The following is a 24,712-nucleotide window of genomic DNA, read 5'->3' on the forward strand; positions in this document are numbered from 1 at the left end:
CCCAACTATTCTCGGGGGTTTCCCAAGGGGGGTGGACACCCCCCCTTGGGGCGGGGGTGCGGGGGCGGCAGCCCCCGCTTGCCCCCTCAGGCCCGCGTCATCAGATGCGGCAAGAGCGCGCCCGAGGCATGAGGCACCACCTTGACCCGTGCATCATGCAGGATCGGCTGGACATACTGGAACAGCGGCAGCACCAGCGCCTCTTCGGCGATATGGGCGCTGACCTTCTTCCAGCCGTCAATCCGCTTGGCCTCGTCCGGCTCGCCCCAGAGCGGGTTGATCATGTCGATCACATCCTGCCCGTCCCAGACCGAATGGGGCGAGGGGCCATACATCGCAAAGCCTGTCGAGGTAGTCGGATCACCCACCGAATTGCCCCAGTTGTAGAAGGCCGCCGGGGCCAGTTGATCGGCCGCGCGCAGTTCGAAATGCTTGGCCACCTCGTAGACCTCGATCTCGGCCTCGATGCCGACGCGGCGCCACAGGCCGACGATGGCCTGGATGATCTCGTAATCCTTGGGCTTGAAGCCACGGGTGGTCTGAATCTTGAACCGCACCGGATTTTCGGGGGAGTAACCCGAGGCGGCCAGCAGTTCCTTGGCCTTTTCCGGGTCATAGGGCACCTCGATACTGGCATCGAAGGCGTCGTATTCCGGGGTTTCCAGCGTGGCCAGCGGCACGCCATAGCCCGACAGCAGCCGGTCGATGATGGTCTGCTTGTCCACCGCCAGCACCGCCGCCTTGCGCACGTTGGGATCGAGCATCACGTCGATATCGTTGAAGAAGATCATCGCAATATCGGAAATCGGCGCCGCGGTCCCGGCAAGGCCGCTCCGGCCCTTGAGGCGGTCGAATTCCTCGTAGGGCATTTCCAGCGTGACATGGCTGTTGCCCGATTCCACCTCGGCCACGCGGCTGGCGGCATCGGTGACGAATTTGATGGTCACGGTCTCGAACGCAGGTGCGCCGCCCCAATAGTCGGGATTGGCCTTCAGCCGGACAAAGGCGTTGCGTTCGTAGCGGTCGACCATATAGGGGCCGGTGCCGATCGGCGCAGCCTCGAACCCTTCGGCCCCGACACGCTCGTAATACGCCTTGGGCAGCACATAGCCGGTCAGGAAATACATCCACTTGAAGATGGTGGGGTCGAACTGTTTGACATCGGCAATCACGCGGTTGCCCTCGACCCGGTGATTTTCCAGTGTGCCCCAGACGAACTGGATCGGGCTGCCGGTGTCGGGATTGGCCACGCGCGCCAAGCTCCAGGCGACATCCTCGGCGGTAAAGTCCGATCCGTCATGCCATTTGACGCCTTCGCGCACATCCATCCACACCTGGGTGCGGTCGTCGTTCCAGCCCCAGTCGGTCAGCAGGCCGGGCGCGGGCGACAGATCGGGCTTTTGCAGGATGAACTGATCAAAAACCGACTGGTACAGCCCCTGGATGGTGGGGTTCACGGCGCTGGGGCCGGTGGTCGGATCCCAGCTTGGCAGGTTGACGTTATAGGCGATGACCAGTTCGGTGATGGCCTGGGCCAGCACTGGCCTGGCAAAGGCCAGCGTCATGCTGGCGGCCGAAATCTGCAGCAGGCTGCGGCGCGAAAGTGTCATGGTGTTTCCCTGTTGGTTGCTTTGCTTTGTTGCTTGCGTCGTCGTCGGGTTGGTCGGTCGGTTCAGGCCCCTGCCAGCTTTTGCGCCAGCAGCCAGCCCGGCCCGGCCCCCGTGCCCGCCCCCGGCCAGACCGCAGCGCCGGTCAGGTGAAGGTTGCGCAAGGGGGTCGATCCGTCGGTGCGCCCGCGCATGGGCCGGAACAGGAAGTGCTGCGACAGGTGGTGGCTGCCACAGATCTGGTCGCCCCCCACCAGATTGGGGTTGTCGGCCTCCAGCGCGGCGGGGCTGACGATATGCTGCCCCAGGATATGACCGCGCAGGCCGGGGGCATAGCGTTCCAGGATGTCCAGCGCGCGTTCCGCCATTGGCCCCGACGCATCTGCCCAATCGGTGGCGGCGATCCGGCCAGCCGCATCGCCCAGAATGGTGCCGGGCACCATGCGGACCTGAACCCACAGCACATGCTTGCCCTCGGGCGCGCGGCTGGGATCGACCACGGTGGGCTGGCCGACAACCAGCGCCGGTTCATCCGGCAACAGCCCGGCGCTGGCCTGCTGATAGGTGCGCGCCATCTGGTCCAGCGAGGGTGCCAGATGCACATAGGCATAGCGGTGCAGATCTGCCCCTGCGGCCCAGGGCGGCAGCGCATCCATGGCCAGATGAATCATCATGGTGCCCGGCGCGTGGCGATAGCGCGTCATCGCCCCGTCAAAACCGGCATCGCCCGTGCCCCCGGTCAGCCGCATCAGCCCCTTGGGCGCGACGCCCGCGATCACCGCCTTGCGCGCGGTGATGGTCCGCCCATCCGCCAGTTCGATCCCGCTGGCCGCCTCGCCGGTGTGCAGGATGCGCACGACGGGGGCGTTGCATTCCACATGCCCGCCGCGCGCCGAAATCTCGGCCACCAGCGCATCTGTCACCCGGCCTGCCCCGCCCTTGGCCAGAACCATGCCGAAGGCCTGGCCTGCCATCCCCTCCAGATAGGGAAAAAGCGCGCCACCCGCGACGTCGGGAGCATAATCAAGATGCAGCCCCCAGGCGCCGAGGGTGGCCCGCAGGTGGGGAGACTCGAACGTGTCCTCCAGCCAGGCGCGGGGCGACGACAGCAGGAACTTGCCCATGTCCTGCGTGCCGCCGATGCCGCGCTCGCGCCAAAGGCGCCACAGAATGGATGCGAGTGCACGCATTTTCATGGGCGAGCCCAGCAGCGCGAAGATGTGATTCGCATCGGCCGGGAACTGGCCTGCCAACCGCGCCCATGTGGCTGCATCGGCTGCCGAGAACGCGGCAATCCGCGATTGCGTCTCGGCCAGGTCGGTGCCGATCCCCAGCCAGCGGCCATCCGGAAAGGCGCTGGCAAAGGGATGGCTCGTCGGCGCCAGTTCCAGCCCCCGTGCCATAAGCGCCGGGCCATACGCCTTGAAAAATTGGCTTCCAGCGAACAGCGACATGTTCATCGCGGCCCAGTCATGGCGGAATCCCGGCAGCGTATATGCCCCCGTGCGCACCGCGCCGCCCGGTTCGGCGGCCTGTTCGAACACGCCGACCGACCAGCCCCTGGCGGTCAGGTGCAGGGCACAGGCCAACGCATTGTGGCCCGCGCCGATGATCACGGCGTCGAACGTGTCGTTCATTGCTCCCTGGTCCTTCTTTTTAGAATATACTTGCAAATGCATTCATTTCTGTCCAGCATCATTTCACCGCATCCGACGGGGGCCCTACCCCCGCCAATCTCAGGGAGACATACGCATGACCTCTGCCGCCGTTCTGCAGAACCTCGGGACCATGATCCTTTCGGGGGGAATCGAGGTGGTCGATTGCTCGGGCACGCTCGGGCCCGAGACGCCGCTGCTGAAGCTGCCGCCGGAACTGGCCAAGGACACCCCGCCGATCAAGATCCACAAGATCAGCGAATACGACAATGACGGTCCGTTCTGGGCCTGGAACTGGCTGGAACTGGGCGAACATTCGGGCACCCATTTCGATGCGCCGCATCACTGGATCACCGGCAAGGACAACCCCGAAGGCTACACCGACACGCTGAAGGTGCAGCGGCTGGTCGCCCCGGTCAACGTGCTGGATTTCAGCAAGGAAGCCGCCGAGAACCACGATTTCCTGCTGACCATCGAACATGTGAAGGCCTGGGAGGCCGAACATGGCGAGATCGGCAAGGACGAATGGGTCGTGATGCGGTCGGACTGGGACAAACGCAACCATGACGAGGCGCTGTATCTGAACGCCGATGCCAACGGCCCGCATACCCCCGGACCGACGGCCGAGGTGATCCAGTACCTGATCGACAAGGGCATCGTCGGCTGGGGCACGCAGTGCATCGGCACTGATGCCGGTCTGGCCGGTGGCATGACCCCGCCCTTCCCGGCGCATAACCTGCTGCACGCCAACAACCGCTTTGGCCTGGCCTCGTTGACCAATCTGGACAAGCTGCCACCGAAAGGTGCGATCCTGATCGCGGCGCCGCTGAAGATCAAGCAGGGCACCGGCTCGCCGATCCGCGCGCTGGCGCTGGTTCCGAAGGCCTGACGCCATGGGGGCCGATCACGTCATCATCGGGTCGGGCATCAACGCGCTGGTCGCGGCGGCCCTGCTGTCGCGCAAGGGCAAGAAGGTGCTGGTTCTGGAACGCGCAGAGGTGCCCGGCGGGTGCCTGCGGACCGAAGCCGCCACCCTGCCCGGCTTTACCCATGACGTGATGGCCACCACCTTCGTGCTGTTCATCACGTCTCCGGCCTATGCAGAACTGGCCGGGGATCTGGCCCGGCACGGGCTGGAGTTCTGCCATACGCCCCATCCGACCGCCGTTCTGCGGCCGGGTGGCGAGGCGCTGGTCCTGACCACGGACCGCGCAGAGAATATTCGCAATTTCAATGATGTGCTGGCGGGCGACGGCGATCAGCATGGCCGCGATGTCGGCGCGCTGGAGGCGGATGCACCCTTCCTGTTCAGCCTGCTGGGCGGCAATCTGTGGTCGTGGAAAACCGCGCGGCTGCTGCTGGGTCAGGCGCGCAGGCGCGGCCTGTCCGGCCTTGCCGCCTGGTTCGGCACCGCACTGGCCCCCGCGCGCGGCTGGCTGGAAACCGACTACCGCAGCCCCGTCGTGCAGGCGTTGTGGGCGCCCTGGGTGCTGCATTGCGGCCTGACCCCCGAAAGCGCCTATTCCGGGCAGATGGCCAAGGTCGTCGCCTTTGCGCTGGAGGCTGCCGGGGCGCCCATCGTCAAGGGTGGATCGGTCGCCGCCGTCAACGCCTTTGTCAGCCTGATCGAGGCGAATGGCGGCGAGATCCGCACCGGCGCCGATGTGGACCGGATCCTTGTCCGGGATGGCCGCGTCACCGGCGTGCGCCTGTCCGGCGGCGTGGAAATCGCGGCCGGATCCGTCCTTGCCTCGGTTGCGCCGGGGCAACTGTACGGGCGGCTGCTGAACGGGGTGAACCTGCCACAGGACCGCGCCGCGACCCGGACCTTCCGCCATGGCCGCGCCGATTTCCAGTTGCATTACGCGCTGGACCGGGCGCCCGAATGGACCACACCGGGGCTGGATCAGGTGGCGCTGATCCATCTGGCCGACAGCATCGATTCGGTCTCCAAATCCGCGAACGAGGCCGAACGCGGCCTGTTCCCCGAAACCCCCACCATCTGCGTGGGCCAACCCACGGCGCTGGATCCGTCGCGCGCACCACAGGGCAAGGCGGTGATCTGGATCCAGATCCCCGATGCCCCCCGCGAGATCAAGGGCGATGCCGCAGGCCAGATCCCCGGCCGCACATGGGACGAAGCCACGCGCGAGGCGTTTGCCGACCGGATCGAGGCCATTCTGGCGCAGCACATCAAGGATTTCGACGCGATCAAGCTGGCCCGCCGCGCCTATAGCCCGGCGGATCTGGAGGCGATGAACATCAACCTTGTCGGCGGCGATCCCTATGGCGGGGCCTGTTCCATCGACCAGTTCTTTATCTGGCGTCCCTTTGCCCATTCGGCCAAGGGCAGCGCAGTGCGCGGGCTGACCCATATCGGCGCCTCGACCCATCCCGGCCCTGGTCTGGGCGGCGGATCGGGCTATCTGGCGGCCAAGGGCCTGGGCGCATGAGCGACGATCTGTCCCCCCACGACACGCTGCCACGTCTGGGCGAGATCGGGCTGTCGAATTTTGCGCCCTATCTGATGAACCGCATCATGGCGCGCTACAATGCGTCGCTGCGCGATGAGCTGACGAAACAGGGGCTGACCACGGCGAAAATGCGCGCGCTCGCCTCGCTTTCCGTGCTGGACGGGCCGCTGATCCGGGAACTGGCCGTCTATACGGTGATCGAACAATCCACCCTGTCGCGCGCGCTGGACCAGTTGGATGCAGCGGGCCTTGTGCGCCGCGAACCCGACCCGACCGACAGCCGCGCCACCCGCGTGACCATCACCGAGGCAGGCCGTGCCGCGCATGAGGCGCTGTGGCCGCAGATGTTCGACGCCTATGACCGCATGTTCCGGGGCATCCCCGACAGCGAACGGCGCGCCTTTGTAGGCACGCTGCAAAAGATACTCTCCAATATCCGCAAGCACGATATCTGACAGGAACCAGCCATGGCGGAACGCAGTTTCAAGGCCGAAGTCGAACACCTGCGCAAAGGTGCCGGCGAGACGTTCACCGGCGAGGGGATCCTCGCCATCACCAAGGCGCTGCTGGAAAACGGCGTCGGCTATGTCGGCGGCTATCAGGGGGCACCGATCAGCCATCTGATGGACGTGCTGGCCGATGCCGAGGAACTGCTGGGCGAGCTTGGCGTGCGCTTCGAGGCCAATGCCAACGAGGCCGCAGCGGGGGCCATGCTGGCCGCCTCGGTGCATTATCCCATTCGCGGCGCCATCACCTTTAAGGGACCGGTGGGGGTGAACGTCGCATCCGACGCGCTGGCGAACCTGGCATCCGGCGGGGTGACGGGCGGCGCGCTGATCATCGTGGGCGAGGATTACGGCGAAGGCTCCAGCATCATGCAGGAACGCACCCACGCCTTTGCGATGAAATCGCAGATGTGGCTGCTGGATCCGCGCCCCAACCTGCCGAGCATCGTCAAGGCGGTGGGTCACGGGTTTGAGCTGTCCGAGGCGTCGAACACCCCCGTCATGCTGACCGTGCGCATCCGCGCCTGCCATGTGACGGGCAGCTTCGAATGCAAGGACAACCGCGCGCCCACCCTGCCCGTGGCCGAGGCGCTGGCCAATCCGCGGTCGGATTTCAAGCGCGTCGTGCTGCCGCCCTATTCCTTCGTGCATGAACACGAAAAGATCGACGTGCGCTGGCCCGCAGCGGAAAAATACATCCGCGACAACCAGTTGAACGAATTTTTCGGGCCCGAGAAGTCCAAGATCGGCTTTGTCCTGCAAGGCGGGATGTACAACAACGTCATCCGCGCGCTGCAACGGCTGGGGCTGGCCGACATTTTCGGCAATACCGACATCCCGCTCTATGTGCTGAACGTCGCCTATCCGCTGGTCAAGGACGAGTTCCTGGAATTCTGCGAGGGCAAGGAGTCGATCCTCGTCATCGAGGAAGGCCAGCCCGAATTCATCGAACAGACGCTGACCACCTATCTCTACCGCGCCGGGTCCAAGGTGCAGGTCGAAGGCAAGGGCATCCTGCCGATGGCCGGGGAATACACCGGCCAGGTGCTGCTGGACAGCATCACCGCCTATCTGAAAAAGGCCGCGCCCGACATGGTGCCCGCCATGGTCCGCGCCCCCAATCAGGAGGCGCCGCAGATCCCCGATCTGTCCAAGGTCGTGCCGATCCGCCCGCCGGGGTTCTGCACCGGCTGCCCGGAACGCCCGATCTTTGCCGCCATCAAGCTGGTGCAGAAGGAACTGGGCAAGCATCAGATCGCCGGCGACATCGGCTGTCACCTGTTCGGCTCGCTGCCACCTTTCGAGGTGGGCGGCCAGACCATGGGCTATGGCCTGGGTCCTGCGGGCAACGGCGCCTTTGAGGGCGGCGGCAAGAAACGCTCCATCGCCATGGTGGGTGACGGCGGCTTCTGGCACAACGGCCTGTCGTCCTCGTTCACCAACATGGCCTTCAACAAGGCCGATGCGGTCGCGGTCGTGGTGGACAACTATTATTCGGCCGCGACCGGCGGGCAGGACATCATGTCGTCCCGCGCCAAGAACCCGACCAAGGCCACCAACAACCCGATTTCCAAGGCGCTGGAAGGCATTGGCATCAAATGGGTGCGCCAGATCGACCGCACCTATGACGTGACCCACATGCGTAACGTGCTGCGCGAGGCGCTGACCACCCCGGAAAAGGGCCCCAAGGTCATCGTCGCCTCGTCGGAATGCATGCTCAACAAGCAGCGCCGGGAAAAGCCGCTGACCGCCAAGGCCATCAAGGACGGTCGCCGGGTGGAAACCCCGCGCTTTGGCGTGGACGAGGATATCTGCACCGGCGATCACGCCTGCATGCGGCTGTCGGGCTGCCCCTCGCTGGGCCTCAAGGTGCTGGACGATCCCTTGCGCGACGATCCGGTCGCCAGCATCGACCAATCCTGCGTCGGCTGCGGCAACTGCGGCGAGGTGGCGGATGCCGCCGTCTTGTGCCCGTCGTTCTACGAGGCGCGGGTGGTGCACAACCCCAGCGCCATGGAAACCCGCATCGCCAAATGGCGCGATGGCATCATCGGCTGGCTGCAAGCGCGCCGCGCCGCGCGCCGCCTGAACTTTGGAGAGGCCGCATGAACGCCCCCCTGTCGCACAAGACGCCCGATGCCCGGCTGCAAGGCATCATCAAACTGGCAATCCTGGCCGTGGGCGGTCAGGGCGGCGGCGTCCTGACCAACTGGATCGAGGATCTGGCCCGCGCCAATGGCTATGCCGCCCAGGCCACCAGCGTGGCCGGCGTGGCCCAACGCACCGGCGCCACGGTCTATTACATAGAAATGGCGCCCGCCGCCGGGGGTGTGCCGATTTTCTCGCTGATGCCTGCTGCGGGCGATGTCGATGTGATGATCGCCGCCGAAATGATGGAGGCTGGCCGCTCGATCATGCGCGGCTTCGTCACCCCGGACCGCACCACCCTGATCGCCTCGACCCACCGCTCGCTGGCGGTGTCGGAAAAGATGGTGCCCGGCAACGGCATCGCCTCGGCGGACGAGGTGATGGCAGCGGCAGAAATCGCCGCCCGCCGGTTCATCGCGGCGAATTTCGATCAGGTGGCAGTGAAACAGGGCTCGGTGATCTCCGCCTCGATCTTTGGCGCGCTGGCCGCCTCGGGGGCACTGCCCTTCCCGCGCTCGGCGTTTGAGGATGCGATCCGCGCCGGGGGCAAGGGGGTCGAGGCCAGCCTGCGCGCCTTCAACGCCGGGTTCGACGCCGCGGTGAACGGCGTTCAGTCCGAGGCCGCGCCGGCCCCGAAACCCATGGCCAAGGCCGCCGTGTCCGGCCCTGCCCGGCTGAAAACGGAATGGGACAGGCTGGCCGCCCGCGCCGCCGCCCTGCCCGGCCCGGTGGCCGAAATGGCGCTGCCTGGCCTGGAAAAGGTGGTGGATTTCCAGGATCTTGCCTATGGCACCGAATATCTCGACCGGCTGGACAAGGTGCTGGCGCAAGACCGCGCCGAAAACGGCTGGGCGCTGGGGCGCGAGGCGGCAAAGTACATCGCCAATGCGCTGTGCTATGACGACATCATCCGCGTGGCCGACCGCAAGACCCGCGCCGCCCGGTTTGCCCGCATCAAGGGCGAGATGAAGGTCAAGGACGGCACCCTGATGCAGTTGACCGAATATTTCCATCCGCAGGCCGCCGAGATCAGCGGCATGATGCCCGCGGCCATGGGTGCGCGCTGGCAGGCCGACCCGGCGAAAATGGCCCGCCTGACCCGCTGGTTCGACAAGGGCCGCCGCCTGCGCTCCGACAGCCTGACAGCCTATGTCATGCTCTATGTGCTCGGCGGGATGAAGGGCTGGCGCCGGAAAACCCTGCGCCACCAGCAGGAACAGACCCACCTGCACCGCTGGCTGGAAACGGCCCTGTCCTACCGCGCTGCAAATTATGACCTGGCGGTCGAGGTGCTGCGCTGCCGCCGCCTGGTCAAGGGCTATTCCGACACCCACAGCCGCGGCCTGTCGAAATTCGACCGCGTGCTCGACGGCATCGCGCTGGTGGCCAACCGTGCCGACGCCGCCGACTGGGCCCGCCGCCTGCGCGAAGCGGCGCTCAAGGATGAAGATGGCACCGATCTGGACGGCGCGATCCAGACCATCCGCAGCTTCGCCTGACCACCCGCCATCCGCATCGGAAAAGGGGCGCCGCAAGGCGCCCCTTCATGTCATGCACTGCTGTCAGCGCCCGCCCAGGGGCCTTGCCCTTCCGCCCCCATTCATCTTGCCGAAAATACCCCACGGGGAGGTCTGGAGGGGTGTGAAACCCCTCCAGCGCCGGGGCCGGGCGTTCCCGTTCCGGCCCTCGCGCCTCAGCGGATGCCCGCCTTGGCCAGACGCGGCAGAACCTCGTCGGCGAAATAGGGGAACTCCTTGACATAATTGACAAAGGACAGCGTGGTCCCGGCCAGCCCGGCCTCGTGCAGGCTGATGATGCCCGCAGCCACCTGATCCGGCGTGCCGATCAACGGAAAGCCGCCATGCCCCAGCGCCATGCCAAAGCGCATCTGCGCCAGCAGGTCATGCGGGAACGACAGGGCAAAGGCGAATTGCAGCTTGATCAGGTTGTCGGTGGCTTCCCAATCCGCATTCTCGTCCACCACATAGTGGACGTAATCGCGCGCCTCTTTCTCGGTCGGGCGGCAGACCACATGGCTGAAGGTCAGCACATTGACATCGCGGCCCTTGGCGGCGGCCTGGGCCTTCAACTCGCCGATCTCGGTCTTGGTGCGGCCCAGGTCGATGGCGGGGGTAAACAGGAAATTCGCGTTGCTGGTGGCAAAGTCGCGGCCCTGCGGCGAGCCTGCGGCATTGATGATCGGCACATCGCCGCGCACCGGCGCAGGGCGGCCCTTCTGCCCGCGGATATTCTTGAAATACGTCCCGTCCCAGTCGAAATGTTCTTCGGATTTCCAGACCTTGCGGATCAGATCGAACCATTCCTGCGCATAGCCGTAGCGGGTTTCGTGATCATCGGCAAAGGCGATGCCCATGGCATCATATTCCGGCTTGTTCCAGCCGGCGACGATGTTCAGCCCGGCCCGGCCGTGGCCGATCTGGTCGATGGTCGCAATCTGCTTGGCCACCACGATCGGGTGGTTCGCCGTGGTGTGGATGGTCGCAAACACCGTCAGGTTCTTGGTCGAGGCCAGCAGGCCCGCGGCCCAGGTCATCGTCTCCAGCACGCCGCCATGAAAATCGGTCGGGCCGCCATAGCCGATCCAGCGCGCGATGGGCAGCATGAAGTCGATCCCGGCTTCGTCCAGCATCTTGGCCAGCGTGACGTTGCTGTCCCAACTCGCATCCCAGCGGTCGGGGATCTGCGTGGGTGTCATGCCCGACGAACAGTTGGTGGAAAAGGTGCCCAGCTTGAAGCCGCCGGTGGTCATCCGGTTTACAGTCATTGCAAACGTCCCTGTTGAGGTTTGGTGGTATTTTATGATTGAAAGTCTATCTTAAAATCGCATTGCGTCAACAGGATTGTCAGACCATGCTCCGCCCGTGCAAGGAGGCCCGCCATGGCAGAGAAACCCGAGTTTTCCCAAAAGGATAACACCAGGACGGGCGAGGATTTCACCTGGCATCTGGCGCATGGCGGCCCCGAGGCGGCGACGGCCGAGATGGAATTTGCCATCATGCGCGCCTTCGAAGGCTTTGGGCGCTGGCAGTCGGAATGTCTGGCGGCGGTGTGCGATCTGGCGGCGACGGGGCCGGAAAACGCCATGCTGCACATCATCCGCATGAACGAACGGCCGAAGTCGATCAAGGACATTGCCCGGCTGATGAACCGCGATGATGTGCCCAACATCCAGTATTCCCTGCGCAAGCTGATCGGCGCCGGGCTGGTGGAGCGCAAAGGGTCGGGGCGCAGCGGCGTGACCTATGAGGTGACGCAGGCGGGCCGCCGCGTCACCGATGACTACAGCGACGTCCGCCGCCGCCTGCTGATTGCCGCGATCACCGCACAACCGGGCCTCGCCGAACGGCTGACAGAGGCGACGCGCACCCTGACCCAGTTGACCGGCGTCTATGAAGAAGTGGCCCGCGTCGCCGCAACCCGGCGACGCGGATAGCTGTCAGATCGGTTCCAGCCGGTGAAAGCGCGACTGTTCATAGACCAGCGGCGCCCCGTCATTCAGCCGAACGCCGACGATGCGCCCGATCATCACGGTATGCGATCCCGCCTGCACCTGTTCGGCGACCTCGCAGCAGAAGGTGACGACGGCATCGGCCAGCATCGGCAAGCCGCGTTCGCAGGTCAGCCAGCGGCCTTGGGCAAACTTGTCCTCGCCTGTCACACCGCCTGCCCCGGCAAAACGCATGGCGGTGCTGCCACCATCCCCGGCCAGCAGCGACACGTTGAACATGCCCGTGTCGGCCACCATGGCGCAGGTGCCGGTCGCCCGGTTCAGGCACACCAGCAGGCTGGGCGGATCGGCCGTGACCGAACATACGGCGGTGGCGGTGATCCCACGCCGCTCACCCCCTCCTGCGGTGGTGATGATCGTCACCGCGCCGGGAAACCGGGCCATCGCGGCCCGGAAGGTGGCGGCATCTACCGGCACGCCCATGTCACGCCGCCTTGCGCAGATCGGCCAGATAGGCCCCGGCCGCATCCGGATCGGCAAACCACGGGAAGAAGTCGCGCGGATCGTCAAAGGCATTGGCCATGCGCTGCGCCAGTTCCGGGACGGCGCAGGCCGTTCCCATGATCTCCAGCACAAAGGGCGGCGGGGGTTGCAGCATCATGTTGGTCCAGCGCACGACCCATTGGGCATAGTCCCAGAACCGCTCGAACGTGGCGCGCATGAATGCCTCGTCATAGGCGCGCTCGCCGTGGCTCAGGATGCACTGCAAATAGACCGCCGCCGCCTTGGAGGCATTGTTGGACCCCTGCCCGGTGATCGGATCGTTCAGGCAAACCGCATCGCCCAGCCCCAACACCTTGCGCCCCGACGGCAGCGTGGCGACCGGATGGCGCACCGTGGGCGGAAAGCGACCGGCCAGAATGCCGTTCGGATCGGTCAGTTCGCAGCCCTTCGAGCGTTCGTATTCCCATGGCAGAAAGGTCTTGAGCACCCACAACGATTTTTCCAGATGCTGCTCGGGCGTCTTCACATCGGCCCAGCAATCCATCGGGCCGCCTGGGATGCCCTCCAGCACCATGATCTCGCACGGGCCGGTGGTGGTCAGCGACGGAAAGACGAAATATTCGCCCACGCCGGGGATCAGGTTGAACTCCACCGCCGAATGCGGCGCGCGCGGGGTCATGCCCGTGACATAGGTCAATGCCAGCGCACGCTGCGGCTTGTCAAAGGGCGAGCGGTCGGGATCGCGGGTGAACAACTGGCCGATCTCGCCCTTGCCAGAAGCGACGATGACCAGATCATCCTCGCGCGCAAAGGTTTCCAGTTCGGCAATCCCGGCATCCTTGATGACCAGTTGCCCGCCCAGTTTCTGGAATTCCTCCAGCCAGCGGGGCATCTTGACCCGCTGGTCCACGGCATAGGCGTTCTTGTCCAGCTTGCCGGTCCAGTCGATCAGTTTTTCGCCCGGCTTCTCGGGATGGGGCACGATGAAGTTGATGCCCTGCACCGGCGGGCAACTGTCGGACCAGAAATCTATTCCCAGATCGCGCTCATGCTGGACCGAGTTGGAAAACATGCACTGGCTGGACAGAACCTTGCCGTTGGCAATCTCCTCGCCGGTGCGGTTCTGCACGACGCGCACCTGATGGCCGGCCTTCAGCAGGCCGATGGCAACCATCAACCCCGATTGTCCGCCACCGACGATGGTGAATCTCCGCATAGTCATCTCCCTGTTATTGTTGATCATTCCATCAGTTTAGGAATGGCGGGCACCGCCTGTTCCGGGCCCATGGCGGTATAGCCGCCATCGACGCAGATATCGGTGCCGGTGATAAAGCTGGCCTCGTCCGAACACAGGAACAGCACGCTTTGCGCCACTTCCTCGGGGTTGCCCACCCGGCCCAGCAGGTGAAACGGTGCGGCCACGGCATCGGTCTTGGCGCGGTTGCCGCCGGTAAGCTGATCCATGATGTTCGACCAGGTCCAGCCGGGCGACACGGCATTCACCCGGATGCCATCAGGCGCCAGATCCATCGCCTGATTGCGCGTCAGTTGCAGGATCGCCGCCTTGGACACCGGATACAGCCACCGCCCGGTCTGTGCCACGCGGCTGGAAATCGAGCCGAAGTTGACGATCGCGCCCTTGTTGCGTGCCAGTTCCGCCCGCGCGGCCTGCATCAGCATGACCGAGCCGACAATATTGACATCCAGCGCCTCCAGCCATTCCGACCGGGTCGAGGCGGCGCCATTGTCCAGATAGGTGCAGGCGACATTGACCAGAAAGTCGATGCGGCCCCATTTTTCGGTGGTGGCTGCGACCAGCGCGGCAATATCCTCGTCGCTGCGCACATCGCAACGGGTAAAGGCCACGCCATCGCCCTCCATCGCGCGGCCAGCCTCTTCGGCAATGTCCGCCACCATCACCCGCACGCCTGCGGCGGTGAACGCCTGCACCACCGCCTGCCCGATCTTGGTGGCGCCGCCTGGCACGATGGCAACCTTGCCTTGCAATCCCCGCATGTCCCGCTCCCTGGTCTGTTTGAATTTCAAGCAGTCTTGGGCCAAGGCGCCTGCCCCGCTATCCGGCGCCCGCAGAGACTATCCGGAAAACGAAAAAATCTGGCGCGGGGCTGCGCGATTCTGCCACAGACGTGATACGCTGGCGTCACAACAGGGAAACCAGCGATGCTTCAGCCCCTGGCGCCACGGCCCTTGCAGGCCCATGCGCTGTTTCAGTCCACCGACCTTGACGAGGCGCGCGAGCGTGTCGCGGCCGTGTTTTGCCCGCACCGGCTGGAAACACTGGGGCGCCGCGCCCGGCTGAATGCGCGCCAGCATCATCTGCGCGGCGAGCGCCTGAGCCTGAACTACATCGAATATGGCGCCAAGGCACTGATCGCACCGGGGGAACTGGACAGATTCTATCTGGTGCAGATCCCGCTGGCAGGCGGGGCGATGATCGCCAATGGCGGGACGGCCTATTATTCGTCGCCTGCGCGTGCCGCCGTGCTGAACCCGCACCGTCCCACCACGATGATCTGGGACGAAGGCTGCGCGCAACTGCTGATCCAGATCGACCGCCAGGCGATGATGGACCATCTAGCCGCCCAACTGGGCGCGCGCTCTGACCGGATGCTGACCTTTGATGGCCCGCTGGATCTGACCACCGGCCCCGGCGCGGCGTTGCGGCGGCTGGCGCTATATCTGGCGGCCGAGGCCGATCAGGGCCGCGCACCGCTGGGTCAGGGGCTGATGGCGCGGCAGGTGGAATCGGCGCTGATGTCGGGGCTGCTGGATTCGGGCGCGCATGACCATGCGGCCCACCTTGGCCGCGCGCGCGCCGCACCGCGCCCGCGCCACCTTCGGCTGGCCGAAAGCTATATCGAGGCCAATCTGCGCCGCCCCCTGACCATCGAGGAGGTGGCGGCAGCGGCCGGAATTTCGGCCCGCGGACTGCAACTGGCGTTCCGGCAATGGCGCGGCACCACACCGCTGGGCTGGTGGCGCGACCGGCGGCTGGAGGCCGCCCATGCCGATCTGATGGCCGGCCAGACCAGCGTCACCGATACTGCGCTGGCCTGGGGCTTCACCCATTTCGGGCGGTTTGCCGAAAGCTATCGGGCGCGCTATGGCATTCCGCCGTCCGAGACCCTTCGCGCCGCCCGCACCCGGTTCGAAGACTGAGGGCCTTGACCTTTTCTTCCGGTTCTGGATCGTGCGCGCACCCTGACCGCGATGGTGCCCCATGCTTTTTGCCTATCGGCCCGATGGCCTCCGCCTTGCCCGGATGGACCATGACGCACCACCTGCCGCCGCGATGTGGCTGGATCTGTATCGCCCGATGCCCGCACAGGTCGAGGCGGTGCAGGCCCTGGGGCTGGAGGTGCCGACACTGGCCGATATGGAAGAGATCGAAATCTCCAACCGGCTGTATCGGGAGAATACATGACGGTCGTCCTGCCCGGCGCCGATGTGAACGGCGATCAGGTGTCGGGGCCCGTCACCTTCATCCTGACAGCGGAGAGGCTGGTGACCGTGCGCCACCACAACCCCCGCCCGTTCGAAACCTATCCGGGGCGAGCGGAAAAGGTGGGGCTCGGCTGCGGGCATCCCGGCGACATCCTGCTGGGCCTGTTCGAAGAGATCATTGGACGGCAGGCCGACCTGCTGGAAGGGGCGGGCAAGGCGTTGGACGAGGCCAGCCGCCGGGTCTATCACGAAGATCCGGGCACCGACATCGCCGCGCTGCGCAGCCTGCTGCGCAACACCGGGCTGGAGAACGAGCGCATCGGCCGGGTGCGGCTGGGGCTGTTGACACTGGAACGCGCATTGGGGTTTCTGGAACAGTCCCCCCAACCGCTGCCCAAGAAATTCGCCAGTGCGATCAAGGCAATGCGCCGCGATATCGGCGCGCTGTCGGTTCATGCCGACTTTCTGGGAACGCGGGTGGAAATGGCCAGCGATGTGACGCTTGGCATCATCAACATCGGCCAGAGCCAGACCACCAAGACCGTCTCGGTCGTCGCGGTGATCTTCATGCCCCCCACACTGGTGGCGTCGATCTACGGGATGAACTTTCGGATCATGCCGGAACTCGACTGGTCCCTGGGGTATCCGGGCGCTTTGGCGGCGATGCTGGCCTCGGCGGCCGGCGCCTATGCGTTCTTTCGCTGGCGGCGCTGCCTGTAGGGGGCGGTGGCCCGCCCCCGGCTAGTTCAGACGGTATCGAGATACAGCTCCACCTGCTCCTCGGGCGTCAACTCGGCCATGTAGTGCAATTCCTGCCGCTTGGTGAACATGTAGTTGCGCACCAGTTCGGGCGGCAGGATCCGCGCGATGAATGGCGATTTCTCAAAGGCGTCGATCGCGGCGGCCCAGGAACCGGGCAACTGCGCCAGATCCTCCATCGCATAGGCGTTGCCGGTGACAGGGGCCGGGGCTTGCAGCCCGTCCTCGATGCCCACAAGCGCCGCGCCCAGAATGGCCGCCAGCATCAGATAGGGGTTCACGTCCCCCCCGGCCACCCGATGCTCGATCCGCCGGGCCGAGGGGCTGCCCGACGGCACGCGAATGGCCACGGTCCGGTTCTCGTAGCCCCAGCAAATCGCCGTCGGCGCATGGGCACCGGGCACCAGCCGGTCATAGCTGTTCGCATGGGGTGCAAAGACCAGCGCGGAATCGTGCATTCCGGTCAGGCAGCCTGCCACCGCCTGCCGCAAGACCTCGGTCCCTTCGGGGCCGCCATTGTCAAACACGTTGCGCCCCTGGGCATCCAGCAGGCTGAAATGCGTATGCAGGCCATTGCCGGAATATTCCGGGTAAGGCTTGGCCATGAAACTGGCGGCAAAGCCATGGCGACGAGCCAGGCCCTTGACCAGCATCTTGAACAGCCAGGCATCATCGGCGGCGCGCAAGGCATCGTCGGTGTGCATCATGTTGATTTCGAACTGCCCCAACCCGGTTTCCGAGATGGCCGTATCGGCGGGAATATCCATCGCCTCGCAGGCATCGTAGAGATCGGTAAAGAAGGTGTCGAAGGCATCCAATGCCCGGATCGACATGGTTTCCGCCGCCTTGCGCCGCTTGCCGGATCGCGGGCTTGGCGGCACCTGCAAGGTCTTGCCGGAATCGTCGATCAGAAAGAACTCCAGCTCGACGGCGACAACCGGCGTCAGGCCGTGGGTGCGGTAACGGTCCACCACCGCACGCAGGGCATGGCGCGGATCGCCATCATAGGGCTGGCCATTCTCGCGGAACATCCAGATCGGCAACAGCGCCGTCGGCGCCTCCAGCCAGGGCATGGGCATGAAGCCGCGTTCGGTCGGGCGCAGGATGCCATCGGCATCGCCCATCTCGAACACCAGCGGGCTATCCTCGATATCCTCGCCCCAGATGTCGAGGTTCAGCACCGACATGGGAAAGCGCGTGCCGTTCTTGAGCACGTTTTCCGCAAAGCGGGCCGGAATGCGTTTGCCGCGCGCCTGACCGTTCAGGTCAGCGGCAGCCACGCGGATGGTGCGCACATCAGTGTGCTTGCGCAGCCAGTTTGACAGGTCTTTCATCGGATGATCTGCGGCCGATAGCGGAACTTTGGCCGCACCTCTCTTGGCAAATGCCGGTTGAGCCGCCGGTTGACCGCCCCAAAGGCGGCAATGATCCCCAGCGTCGCCAGAATGAAATAGGCGGCAATGATCGGATAGGCGACGAAGGGGTTGAAGGTCTGGTCCGCAAAATAGCGCGCGTAATACAACGCATCGCCCGATTGCTGCCAGGCGGGAAAGCCTGAAAAGAACACCAGCGTGGTGGCGTGAAACAGAAAGATCGCCTCGTTGGTATAGCTGGGCCAGGCCAGCCGCAGCATGGTGGGCCAGGTGATGCGGCGAAAGCGGGGCCAGCCCGACAGGCCGTAGGCATCCGCCGCCTCCATGTCGCCCCGCGGCACAGACCGCAGCGCACCATGGAAAATCTCTGCCGTATAGGCGGAGGTATTCAGGAACAGCACGATCAGCGCCCCAAGCCAGGCCCGCGTCAGCCAGCCGGTCGTGACCGAAAGCTCCACCAGCCCAAGGTTCAGCGTCCCTGTCACCTTGGGCAGGATCTGAAAGAACTCATAGGCAAAGAAGAACTGGATGAACAACGGCGAGCCGCGAAAGACAAAGATGAACGCCTTGGCAGGGGCCGACAGCCAGCGGATCGCGCTGCCCTTGGCCACCGCGATCGCCGTGGCCAGCCAGAACCCGAGCACCACCGCGACAAGAGCGAAATACAGGTTCCACAGCATCCCCGAACCGATCAGCACCACCTGATCGCACAACGAGATATCGGCGCCCTTGGGCAGAAGGGTGGCCCCGAACTCGCGCCCCAGTGCACGCAAGCCGTAGTCGGACAGGGATTCCGCACAGGTTCTCATGCCGCACCCGCCTTGCGCAGGGCCTCGCCCGCGGCCGTGGCCTGCCCGACGGACAGATGCCGCTGTACCCGGCCCAGCACCTTTTCACTGCCCCAGGTCAGCAGCAGATAGAACCCGAGCAGCGCCAGGAAATACCAGACCCGCCAGTCGGGATGCGGATAGGCGAAAATCTGGGTCTTGGATCCGCCCAGTTCGCGCGCCCAATACACGATGTCCTTGATCCCCAACAGGAACAGCAGGGGCGTCGCCTTGACCAGGATCATCCACAGATTCGACAGTCCCGGCAGGGCATAGACCCACATCTGCGGCAGGATCACCCGACGAAACGATTGCGCAGGCGACATGCCATAAGCCTCGGCCGTTTCGACCTGCGCGCGTGGAACCGCCGCCATGGCGCCCTTCAGCGTGTTGGCGGCAAATGCGCCGAACACCAGCGCAAAGGCCAGCAGCGCCAGCACAAAGGCATAGGCGTCATGCACATATTTCGGCGCCGACGACAGCGGCACCTTGGCCTGCGGGCAGACCACGAAATCCGCGCCCCGGCGCACCGGCTCTGTCCAGTCCGAACAACGCGTCACATGCATCAGATATTCCAGCCCCTGATCCACCGCGATCGGCACGAACAGAAAGAACACGATATCCGGCACCCCGCGCACCATGGCGATATAGCCATTTCCCAGCCAGGCCACCGGCGGCACATGGGACCGCGCCATCAGCGCCCCGCCAAAGCCGAAGGCCAGCGCCGACGGCGCCGCCAGCGCAAGCAGCAACAGCACAGTCAGCACCGACCAGTACATGGCCAGATGCGTGCCGGAGGTCAGGTAGCACGCGAACCACGCGGCACCTTCCAGCGATTTGGGATCGGCGCAGAATGCAAACATCTGGGAAGTGCCCGGAAAGGCGGGGCGCCGCAGGGGCGCCCCGGCCGTGGATCAGAACTTAGGCGATTCGGGGCCGAACCACTTTTCGATCAGCACATTCAACGTACCGTCAGCCTTCATCGTGCCGATGGCCGCATCGAACTTGCCACGCAACTCGGTGTCGGACTGGCGCAGCCCCATGCCGACGCCGCCTCCCAGCAGCACATCCTCGCCCACGAACATCAGCGCACCGCCGGATTCCGCCACGATCGGCGCCAGGAAATCCTTGTCGGCAAATACCGCATCCGCTTCCCCGTTGCGCACGGCCGCGATGGTTTCATCCGGCGTGGCAAATTCCACCAGCGTGGCGCCGGTTTCGGCGACATGGCCCGCCTGGATCGTGCCGGTCTGTGCCGCGATCACTGCGTTCAGATTGGCATCGCCCGCCGTCGCCACATAGGCCGATGCCGCAGGGGGGGTGTAGTTCTGGGTGAACGAGATCACCTTGGCGCGCTCTTCGGTGATCGACATGCCCGCGATGATCGTGTCGTAGTTGCCGGCGGTCAGGTTCGGAATGATCGAATCCCAATCGGTCGTCACCCATTCGCAGGTCAGTTCGGCGCGTTTGCACAGTTCGTCGCCCAACTCGCGCTCAAACCCGTCCACTTCACCCTTGTCGTTGATGAAGTTGAAAGGAGGATAGGCGCCCTCGGTGCCCATCCGCACCGTCTGCGCCATCGAGGCCGTGGCGGTCAGCGCCAGCACGCCCAGGGTAAGTGCAAGTTTCTTCATGTTTCCCCTCTGTCTTGTTATGGTTGATGAAGCTCAATGCGCCATGGTGGCCGACAGGAACTGACGCAACCGTTCCGATTTCGGTGCCCCGAACACCGCCCCCGGCGCGCCCTGTTCCTCGATCAGCCCCTTGTGCAAAAAGATCACATGGTCGCTCACATCGGCCGCCAGCTTCATGTCATGCGTCACGATCAGCATCGTGCGCCCCTCGTCGGCCAACGCCTTGATGACGCGCACCACTTCCTGCTCCAGTTCCGGATCCAGCGCGGATGTCGGCTCGTCGAACAACAGGGCGCGCGGCTCCATGCACAGGGCGCGGGCAATGGCGGCGCGCTGCTGCTGGCCACCCGACAGTTGCGCAGGCCAGGCATCGGCCTTGTCGGCGATGCCCACCTTGGCCAGATACTCCCGCGCCTTGGCCTCGACCTCGGCCCGGTCGCGGCCCAGCACGGTGACGGGCGCCTCCATGACGTTTTGCAGGATCGTCAGATGGCTCCACAGATTGAACTGCTGGAACACCATCGACAGATTGGTCCGGATACGCCGCACCTGCGCCTTGTCGGCCGGATGGCGGTGCAGCCCTTCGCCGCGCCAGCGCACCGGCTCGGCCTCAAAGATCACCTCTCCCTGCTGGCTGTCCTCCAGCAGGTTGCAGCATCGCAGCAAGGTGGATTTTCCCGACCCGGACGACCCGATCAGCGACACGACGTGACCCCTGGGCGCAACGAGATCGACGCCCTTCAGCACCTCAAGGCTGCCATAAGCCTTGTGCAGGCCACGAATTTCGATCACCGGCGCGGTTGCGGTGTTCACGTTATCCCCTGTCGTCTTGTTTTTGTTACCGACCAGTTGTGCCGATCCGGGCCCACATTGCAATGCGGATTTTGCAGCCCCGACGCCCTTGCGCCAAAAATTGATCAATTTACGCGACGGAAGGTCGGGCAATCGGTCGCCGGACTAACCCAGCAACCGCGCCGCCCGCTGCCGCGCCAGACCCGACTCCGGGTCCGTCACCCCCAGCAACGAGACCACAAGCCGCATCAAGCGGTCTTCCTCGGCATCCCGCCCACCATCGGCAAGGGCCACCGACCACAGCGCCTCGACCAGCCCGATCCGGTCCTCCAGCCGCACCGCCGCCTTGATCGCGCGGGTAAAGCGCACGGTATCCGGCGCCTCGCGCTCCAGCATTTCGGCCTCGGTCCGCAAGGCCGCCGCCCCCGGCGCATCCAGGCCGAACACCGCCGCCAGAACCCGGTCGATCCGCGCGATTTCCGCCAGGGCATAATCGCCGTCCGAACGCGCCAGCCGTACCATCAGAACCGCCAGGGCCACACGCGCCTCGTCCTGCGGCAGTTGCATCGGCTCCGGCGCCGCCAGCCACTGAAACAGCTTTCTCATCCCGCTCGCCCCGCTCGTCCGCCCATGTTCATCTTGCCCGAAATACCCTCGGGGGGTGAATGGCCCGGAACGGGCCAGAGGGGGGCAGACAGCCCCCCTTCCCCGGCACGTGCCCCGCGATCAGCCGTCCCAGCCTTCGACAATCACCATATCTCCGGTCGAGACCGGGTCGCGCAATGCCTTGGCAGCCTGATATTCTGGGCTGTCATAACAGGCGATGGCGGTCTCCAGACTGTCGAACTCGATCACCACGGTGCGGGCCTTGACCGCCCCCTCGCGCACCTCCTGCGCACCTCCACGCACGACAAAGCGCGCACCATATTTGCCAAAGGCCGCGGCATTGGCCTGTCGGTAGGCCTCGTAGGCCTGCGGATCGCGCACATCCACATGGGCGACCCAATATCCCTTTGCCATCATCCCCTCCGTTCCGGCACCCGGATGCGCCCTTCGGCCACCCGCACCGCCTGTCCTGCAACCCGCGCTGCCACCAGCGCACCATCCCTCACCACCGCCGTCAGGCGCAAGCGGCTGGGCCGCCCCATCTCGATCCCTTGATCGACCGTGATCTCGGTTTCCCCGTCGGCCAGCGCCCCCGCCTGCATCAGCACCGAGGCAAAGACCGCCGTGGCCGAGCCGGTGGCCGGATCTTCGGGCACCCCGGCGCCGGGCGCAAACATCCGCGCCTGAACCGACCGCGCGCCGGTCCGGCACCAGACCCACATCTTGCCCGGCAACCCCGCCGCCCCCAGCGCCGACCAGGCGGGTTCCTGCGGGCGGGCGCGGGCCAGCGCGTCCAGCGAGGCCACTTCGGGGTAGAGAAACCGCGATCCGCCCTCATGTACGCTGGCGCCCCGCACATCGGTCAGGCCCAGGGCCGTGGCGACCTGCGCCACATCAACTGGCATGGAAACCGCAAAAGGCACCACAGGCGCCGTGAACTCGGCCACCGGCGCCCCGCCCGTGCCCAATGTCACCGGAACCAGCCCGGCGCGTTCCTCCAGCACCAGCGCCCCGGTCAGCCCGCGCAGATCGGCCAGCAGCAGCGCGCAGCCGATGGTGGGATGTCCGGCAAAGGGGATTTCGGCCAGCGGCAGGAAAATCCGCACCTTGGCCGCATGAGCCGGATCCTCGGGCGTCTGGACAAAGATCGTCTCGGACAGGTTGAACTGCCGTGCGATGGTCTGCATCTGCCAGTCTTCCAGCCCATCGGCCTCCAGCACCACCGCCAGCGGATTGCCCGAAAACGGCCGGTCGGTGAACACGTCCAGAATGTGATAGTCCAGCATCATCCGCACCCCTGCCTACCCTGCTGATTGTCGCAAAACCTCAAACGCCCAGATCGCGGAACAGCGCCGAGATACGCGCAGCTTCTTCCGCCATCCCCCATGCGGGATTGATGACGAACATCCCGGACCCCACCATGCGATGACCCGGCCGCACCGGGGCAAAGCGCACCTCGTGGCGAAGGGCCTCGGGATGGGCGGCGACCAGCCGCTCCAGCATGGGGCGATGCGCCCCGCCGGTCAGCAGCGGATACCACAACACGATCACCCCGACCGGCCATTTGCGGGCAATGGCGCCGATCAGGCCCGGCAGGCGGTCGTAATCCTCTTTCACCTCGTAGGACGGGTCGATCACCAGCACCCCGCGCCGCGGTGTCGGCGGGCACATCGACAGCGCCATGGCCAGGCCGTCTTCGCGCCGCACATCGGCATAGACATCGGCCATCGCCTCGCACAGCGCGGCATGTTCGCGCGGGTGCAGTTCGGCCAGGACGATCCGGTCAAAGGGCCGCAGCAGCGCCGCGGCAATCCGGGGCGAGCCGGGATAGGCCGAAGGCCCCGCAACGGCCCGCACCGCATCCAGACAGCGGCGATAGGGATGATCGGGGGGAAACCCCGCCTCCATCCGGGCAATGCCGGCCGCCGCCTCGCCCGTCTTGACCGCCTCTGGCGCGTCCAGCGCATACAGGCCCCGACCGGAATGGGTTTCCATATAGGTCAGCGCCTTGTCCTTGGCGGTCATGTAGTCCAGCAACCACGCCAGCAGCGCGTGTTTCTGAACATCGGCCGGATTGCCGGCATGATAGATGTGCTGATAGGACAACATGCCCCAGCCCTAGCGCCTTGCCTTGTGCACGGCAAGCCGCGTCGCATTCGGACTTGCGCAGAGGCGCCGCCCGGTCCACCAAGACCTGCAAGAGGATCGCGCCGATGACCACGCCCAAACCCCTGACCCGCATCCAGCAGAAAAACCGCGAGATGATTCTTGCCGCCGCGCTGGAGGTCTTTTCGCAGCAGGGCTTTCGCGGGGCGACGCTGGACCAGATCGCCGAAGCCGCGGGCCTGTCCAAGCCCAACCTGCTGTATTACTTCCCCTCGAAGGAGGCGATGCACAGCGCCTTGCTGGATGATCTGCTCGACGTCTGGCTGCAACCCCTGCGCGATCTTGACCCCATGGGCGAACCCATGGAGGAACTGCTGCGCTATGTCCGCCGCAAACTGGACATGAGCCGCGACATGCCCCGCGAAAGCCGGCTGTTCGCCAACGAGATGCTGCAAGGCGCGCCGCGTGCCGGTCCCTTGCTGGACGGGCCGCTCAAGGCGCTGGTCGATGACAAGGCGGCAACCTTGCAGGACTGGATGGACGAGGGGCGCCTGGCACAGGTGCCGCCACAGCATCTGATCTTTTCGATCTGGGCGCTGACCCAGCACTATGCCGATTTCGAAATCCAGGTCCGCGCCGTGCTTGGCCCCGGCCATGATCCCTTTGACGAGGCCGGGGCCTTTCTGGACATGGTGTTCCGCCGCCTTCTGGAACCGGGACAGAACGCCCGCTAGCGCCCTGGTCGATATGGCGCCGCGCGGACGGACGGACGGGCCAGCCGGCCCGC

25 protein-coding genes are annotated in these 24,712 nt (G+C 65.4%); 10 read left to right on the forward strand and 15 right to left on the reverse strand.

From position 1 onward, the window contains the following. Nucleotides 1-86: 86 nt before the first annotated feature. On the reverse strand, nt 87-1,610 hold the full coding sequence (locus BW970_RS05230; RefSeq protein WP_076529372.1) for an ABC transporter substrate-binding protein: 1,524 nt from the start codon (nt 1,608-1,610) through the stop codon (nt 87-89). A gap of 62 nt (nt 1,611-1,672) precedes the next feature. Beyond that, on the reverse strand, nt 1,673-3,244 hold the full coding sequence (locus BW970_RS05235; protein ID WP_076529373.1) for a phytoene desaturase family protein: 1,572 nt from the start codon (nt 3,242-3,244) through the stop codon (nt 1,673-1,675). Between the two features lie 115 nt (nt 3,245-3,359). On the opposite strand from BW970_RS05235, the gene BW970_RS05240 reads away from it, so the two are divergent. Genes BW970_RS05240 through BW970_RS05260 form a run of 5 tightly spaced genes read left to right on the forward strand, consistent with a single transcriptional unit; the run spans nt 3,360 to nt 9,889 of the window. Then, nucleotides 3,360-4,151, forward strand: a complete 792-nt coding sequence (locus BW970_RS05240; protein WP_076529374.1) for a cyclase family protein — start codon at nt 3,360-3,362, stop codon at nt 4,149-4,151. A 4-nt stretch (nt 4,152-4,155) separates the two neighbouring features. After that, nucleotides 4,156-5,715: a phytoene desaturase family protein gene (locus tag BW970_RS05245; protein WP_076529375.1), complete on the forward strand. Its 1,560-nt coding sequence runs from the start codon at nt 4,156-4,158 to the stop codon at nt 5,713-5,715. Further along, entirely contained in the window at nt 5,712-6,191 is a 480-nt protein-coding gene (locus tag BW970_RS05250) for a MarR family winged helix-turn-helix transcriptional regulator (protein ID WP_076529376.1), read from the forward strand. Before BW970_RS05245 ends, BW970_RS05250 begins: the two co-directional genes overlap by 4 nt. A gap of 12 nt (nt 6,192-6,203) precedes the next feature. Next, on the forward strand, nt 6,204-8,351 hold the full coding sequence (locus tag BW970_RS05255; protein ID WP_076529377.1) for a thiamine pyrophosphate-dependent enzyme: 2,148 nt from the start codon (nt 6,204-6,206) through the stop codon (nt 8,349-8,351). Further along, nucleotides 8,348-9,889: an indolepyruvate oxidoreductase subunit beta family protein gene (locus BW970_RS05260; protein WP_076529378.1), complete on the forward strand. Its 1,542-nt coding sequence runs from the start codon at nt 8,348-8,350 to the stop codon at nt 9,887-9,889. Before BW970_RS05255 ends, BW970_RS05260 begins: the two co-directional genes overlap by 4 nt. Nucleotides 9,890-10,083: 194 nt before the next feature. On the opposite strand, the gene BW970_RS05265 is transcribed toward BW970_RS05260, so the two are convergent. Further along, a complete protein-coding gene (locus BW970_RS05265) occupies nt 10,084-11,175 on the reverse strand; it encodes an LLM class flavin-dependent oxidoreductase (RefSeq protein ID WP_076529379.1) in 1,092 nt (363 codons plus the stop codon). A 114-nt stretch (nt 11,176-11,289) separates the two neighbouring features. Here BW970_RS05265 and BW970_RS05270 point away from each other — a divergent pair, with 114 nt between their 5' ends. Then, the gene (locus BW970_RS05270; protein WP_083701144.1) at nt 11,290-11,844 is read left to right on the forward strand and encodes a winged helix DNA-binding protein; all 555 of its coding nucleotides are present in this window, start codon (nt 11,290-11,292) and stop codon (nt 11,842-11,844) included. Between the two features lie 3 nt (nt 11,845-11,847). Here BW970_RS05270 and BW970_RS05275 read toward each other — a convergent pair whose 3' ends face one another. Genes BW970_RS05275 through BW970_RS05285 form a run of 3 tightly spaced genes read right to left on the reverse strand, consistent with a single transcriptional unit; the run spans nt 11,848 to nt 14,379 of the window. Beyond that, on the reverse strand, nt 11,848-12,342 hold the full coding sequence (locus BW970_RS05275; RefSeq protein ID WP_076529380.1) for a flavin reductase family protein: 495 nt from the start codon (nt 12,340-12,342) through the stop codon (nt 11,848-11,850). Nucleotide 12,343: 1 nt separating this feature from the next. Then, nucleotides 12,344-13,579 carry a styrene monooxygenase/indole monooxygenase family protein gene (locus BW970_RS05280; protein ID WP_076529381.1) on the reverse strand — a complete coding sequence of 412 codons (1,236 nt, stop codon included), beginning with the start codon at nt 13,577-13,579 and terminating at the stop codon, nt 12,344-12,346. A 23-nt stretch (nt 13,580-13,602) separates the two neighbouring features. Then, on the reverse strand, nt 13,603-14,379 hold the full coding sequence (locus BW970_RS05285) for an SDR family oxidoreductase (RefSeq protein ID WP_076529382.1): 777 nt from the start codon (nt 14,377-14,379) through the stop codon (nt 13,603-13,605). A 165-nt stretch (nt 14,380-14,544) separates the two neighbouring features. Between BW970_RS05285 and BW970_RS05290 the strand changes: the two genes are divergently transcribed. The 3 genes from BW970_RS05290 to BW970_RS05295 all read left to right on the forward strand — a co-directional run bounded on the left by BW970_RS05290 (nt 14,545) and on the right by BW970_RS05295 (nt 16,548). Then, a complete protein-coding gene (locus tag BW970_RS05290) occupies nt 14,545-15,543 on the forward strand; it encodes an AraC family transcriptional regulator (RefSeq protein WP_076529383.1) in 999 nt (332 codons plus the stop codon). 61 nt (nt 15,544-15,604) lie between these two features. Then, on the forward strand, nt 15,605-15,808 hold the full coding sequence (locus BW970_RS21065; protein WP_229740465.1) for a hypothetical protein: 204 nt from the start codon (nt 15,605-15,607) through the stop codon (nt 15,806-15,808). Further along, nucleotides 15,805-16,548 carry a CorA family divalent cation transporter gene (locus BW970_RS05295; protein WP_229740464.1) on the forward strand — a complete coding sequence of 248 codons (744 nt, stop codon included), beginning with the start codon at nt 15,805-15,807 and terminating at the stop codon, nt 16,546-16,548. The genes BW970_RS21065 and BW970_RS05295 overlap by 4 nt, the downstream gene beginning before the upstream one ends. A 26-nt stretch (nt 16,549-16,574) precedes the next feature. On the opposite strand, the gene BW970_RS05300 is transcribed toward BW970_RS05295, so the two are convergent. The 9 genes from BW970_RS05300 to BW970_RS05340 form a co-directional block, all read right to left on the reverse strand. After that, complete coding sequence (locus BW970_RS05300) at nt 16,575-17,912, reverse strand: glutamine synthetase family protein (RefSeq protein WP_076530131.1); 1,338 nt, start codon at nt 17,910-17,912, stop codon at nt 16,575-16,577. A gap of 5 nt (nt 17,913-17,917) precedes the next feature. Then, entirely contained in the window at nt 17,918-18,769 is an 852-nt protein-coding gene (locus tag BW970_RS05305; protein WP_076529384.1) for an ABC transporter permease, read from the reverse strand. Further along, complete coding sequence (locus BW970_RS05310; RefSeq protein WP_076529385.1) at nt 18,766-19,650, reverse strand: ABC transporter permease; 885 nt, start codon at nt 19,648-19,650, stop codon at nt 18,766-18,768. Before BW970_RS05310 ends, BW970_RS05305 begins: the two co-directional genes overlap by 4 nt. A 51-nt stretch (nt 19,651-19,701) precedes the next feature. Next, nucleotides 19,702-20,421 (reverse strand): transporter substrate-binding domain-containing protein, encoded by a 720-nt coding sequence (locus tag BW970_RS05315; protein WP_076529386.1) that lies wholly within the window; start codon nt 20,419-20,421, stop codon nt 19,702-19,704. Between the two features lie 33 nt (nt 20,422-20,454). Beyond that, nucleotides 20,455-21,234, reverse strand: coding sequence for an ABC transporter ATP-binding protein (locus tag BW970_RS05320; RefSeq protein WP_076529387.1), 780 nt, complete (start codon nt 21,232-21,234; stop codon nt 20,455-20,457). Nucleotides 21,235-21,378: 144 nt separating this feature from the next. Continuing rightward, entirely contained in the window at nt 21,379-21,819 is a 441-nt protein-coding gene (locus BW970_RS05325) for a tellurite resistance TerB family protein (RefSeq protein WP_076529388.1), read from the reverse strand. Between the two features lie 120 nt (nt 21,820-21,939). Next, nucleotides 21,940-22,233, reverse strand: coding sequence for a DUF1330 domain-containing protein (locus BW970_RS05330; RefSeq protein ID WP_076529389.1), 294 nt, complete (start codon nt 22,231-22,233; stop codon nt 21,940-21,942). Beyond that, nucleotides 22,233-23,105 (reverse strand): PhzF family phenazine biosynthesis protein, encoded by an 873-nt coding sequence (locus BW970_RS05335; protein ID WP_083701176.1) that lies wholly within the window; start codon nt 23,103-23,105, stop codon nt 22,233-22,235. Before BW970_RS05335 ends, BW970_RS05330 begins: the two co-directional genes overlap by 1 nt. 40 nt (nt 23,106-23,145) lie before the next feature. Next, the gene (locus tag BW970_RS05340) at nt 23,146-23,928 is read right to left on the reverse strand and encodes a 23S rRNA (adenine(2030)-N(6))-methyltransferase RlmJ (protein WP_076529391.1); all 783 of its coding nucleotides are present in this window, start codon (nt 23,926-23,928) and stop codon (nt 23,146-23,148) included. A gap of 104 nt (nt 23,929-24,032) precedes the next feature. Between BW970_RS05340 and BW970_RS05345 the strand changes: the two genes are divergently transcribed. After that, a complete protein-coding gene (locus BW970_RS05345; RefSeq protein WP_076529392.1) occupies nt 24,033-24,659 on the forward strand; it encodes a TetR family transcriptional regulator C-terminal domain-containing protein in 627 nt (208 codons plus the stop codon). Nucleotides 24,660-24,712 lie beyond the last annotated feature (53 nt).

Source organism: Gemmobacter megaterium (assembly GCF_900156815.1).
In the GTDB taxonomy this organism is placed as follows: Bacteria; Pseudomonadota; Alphaproteobacteria; order Rhodobacterales; family Rhodobacteraceae; genus Wagnerdoeblera; species Wagnerdoeblera megaterium.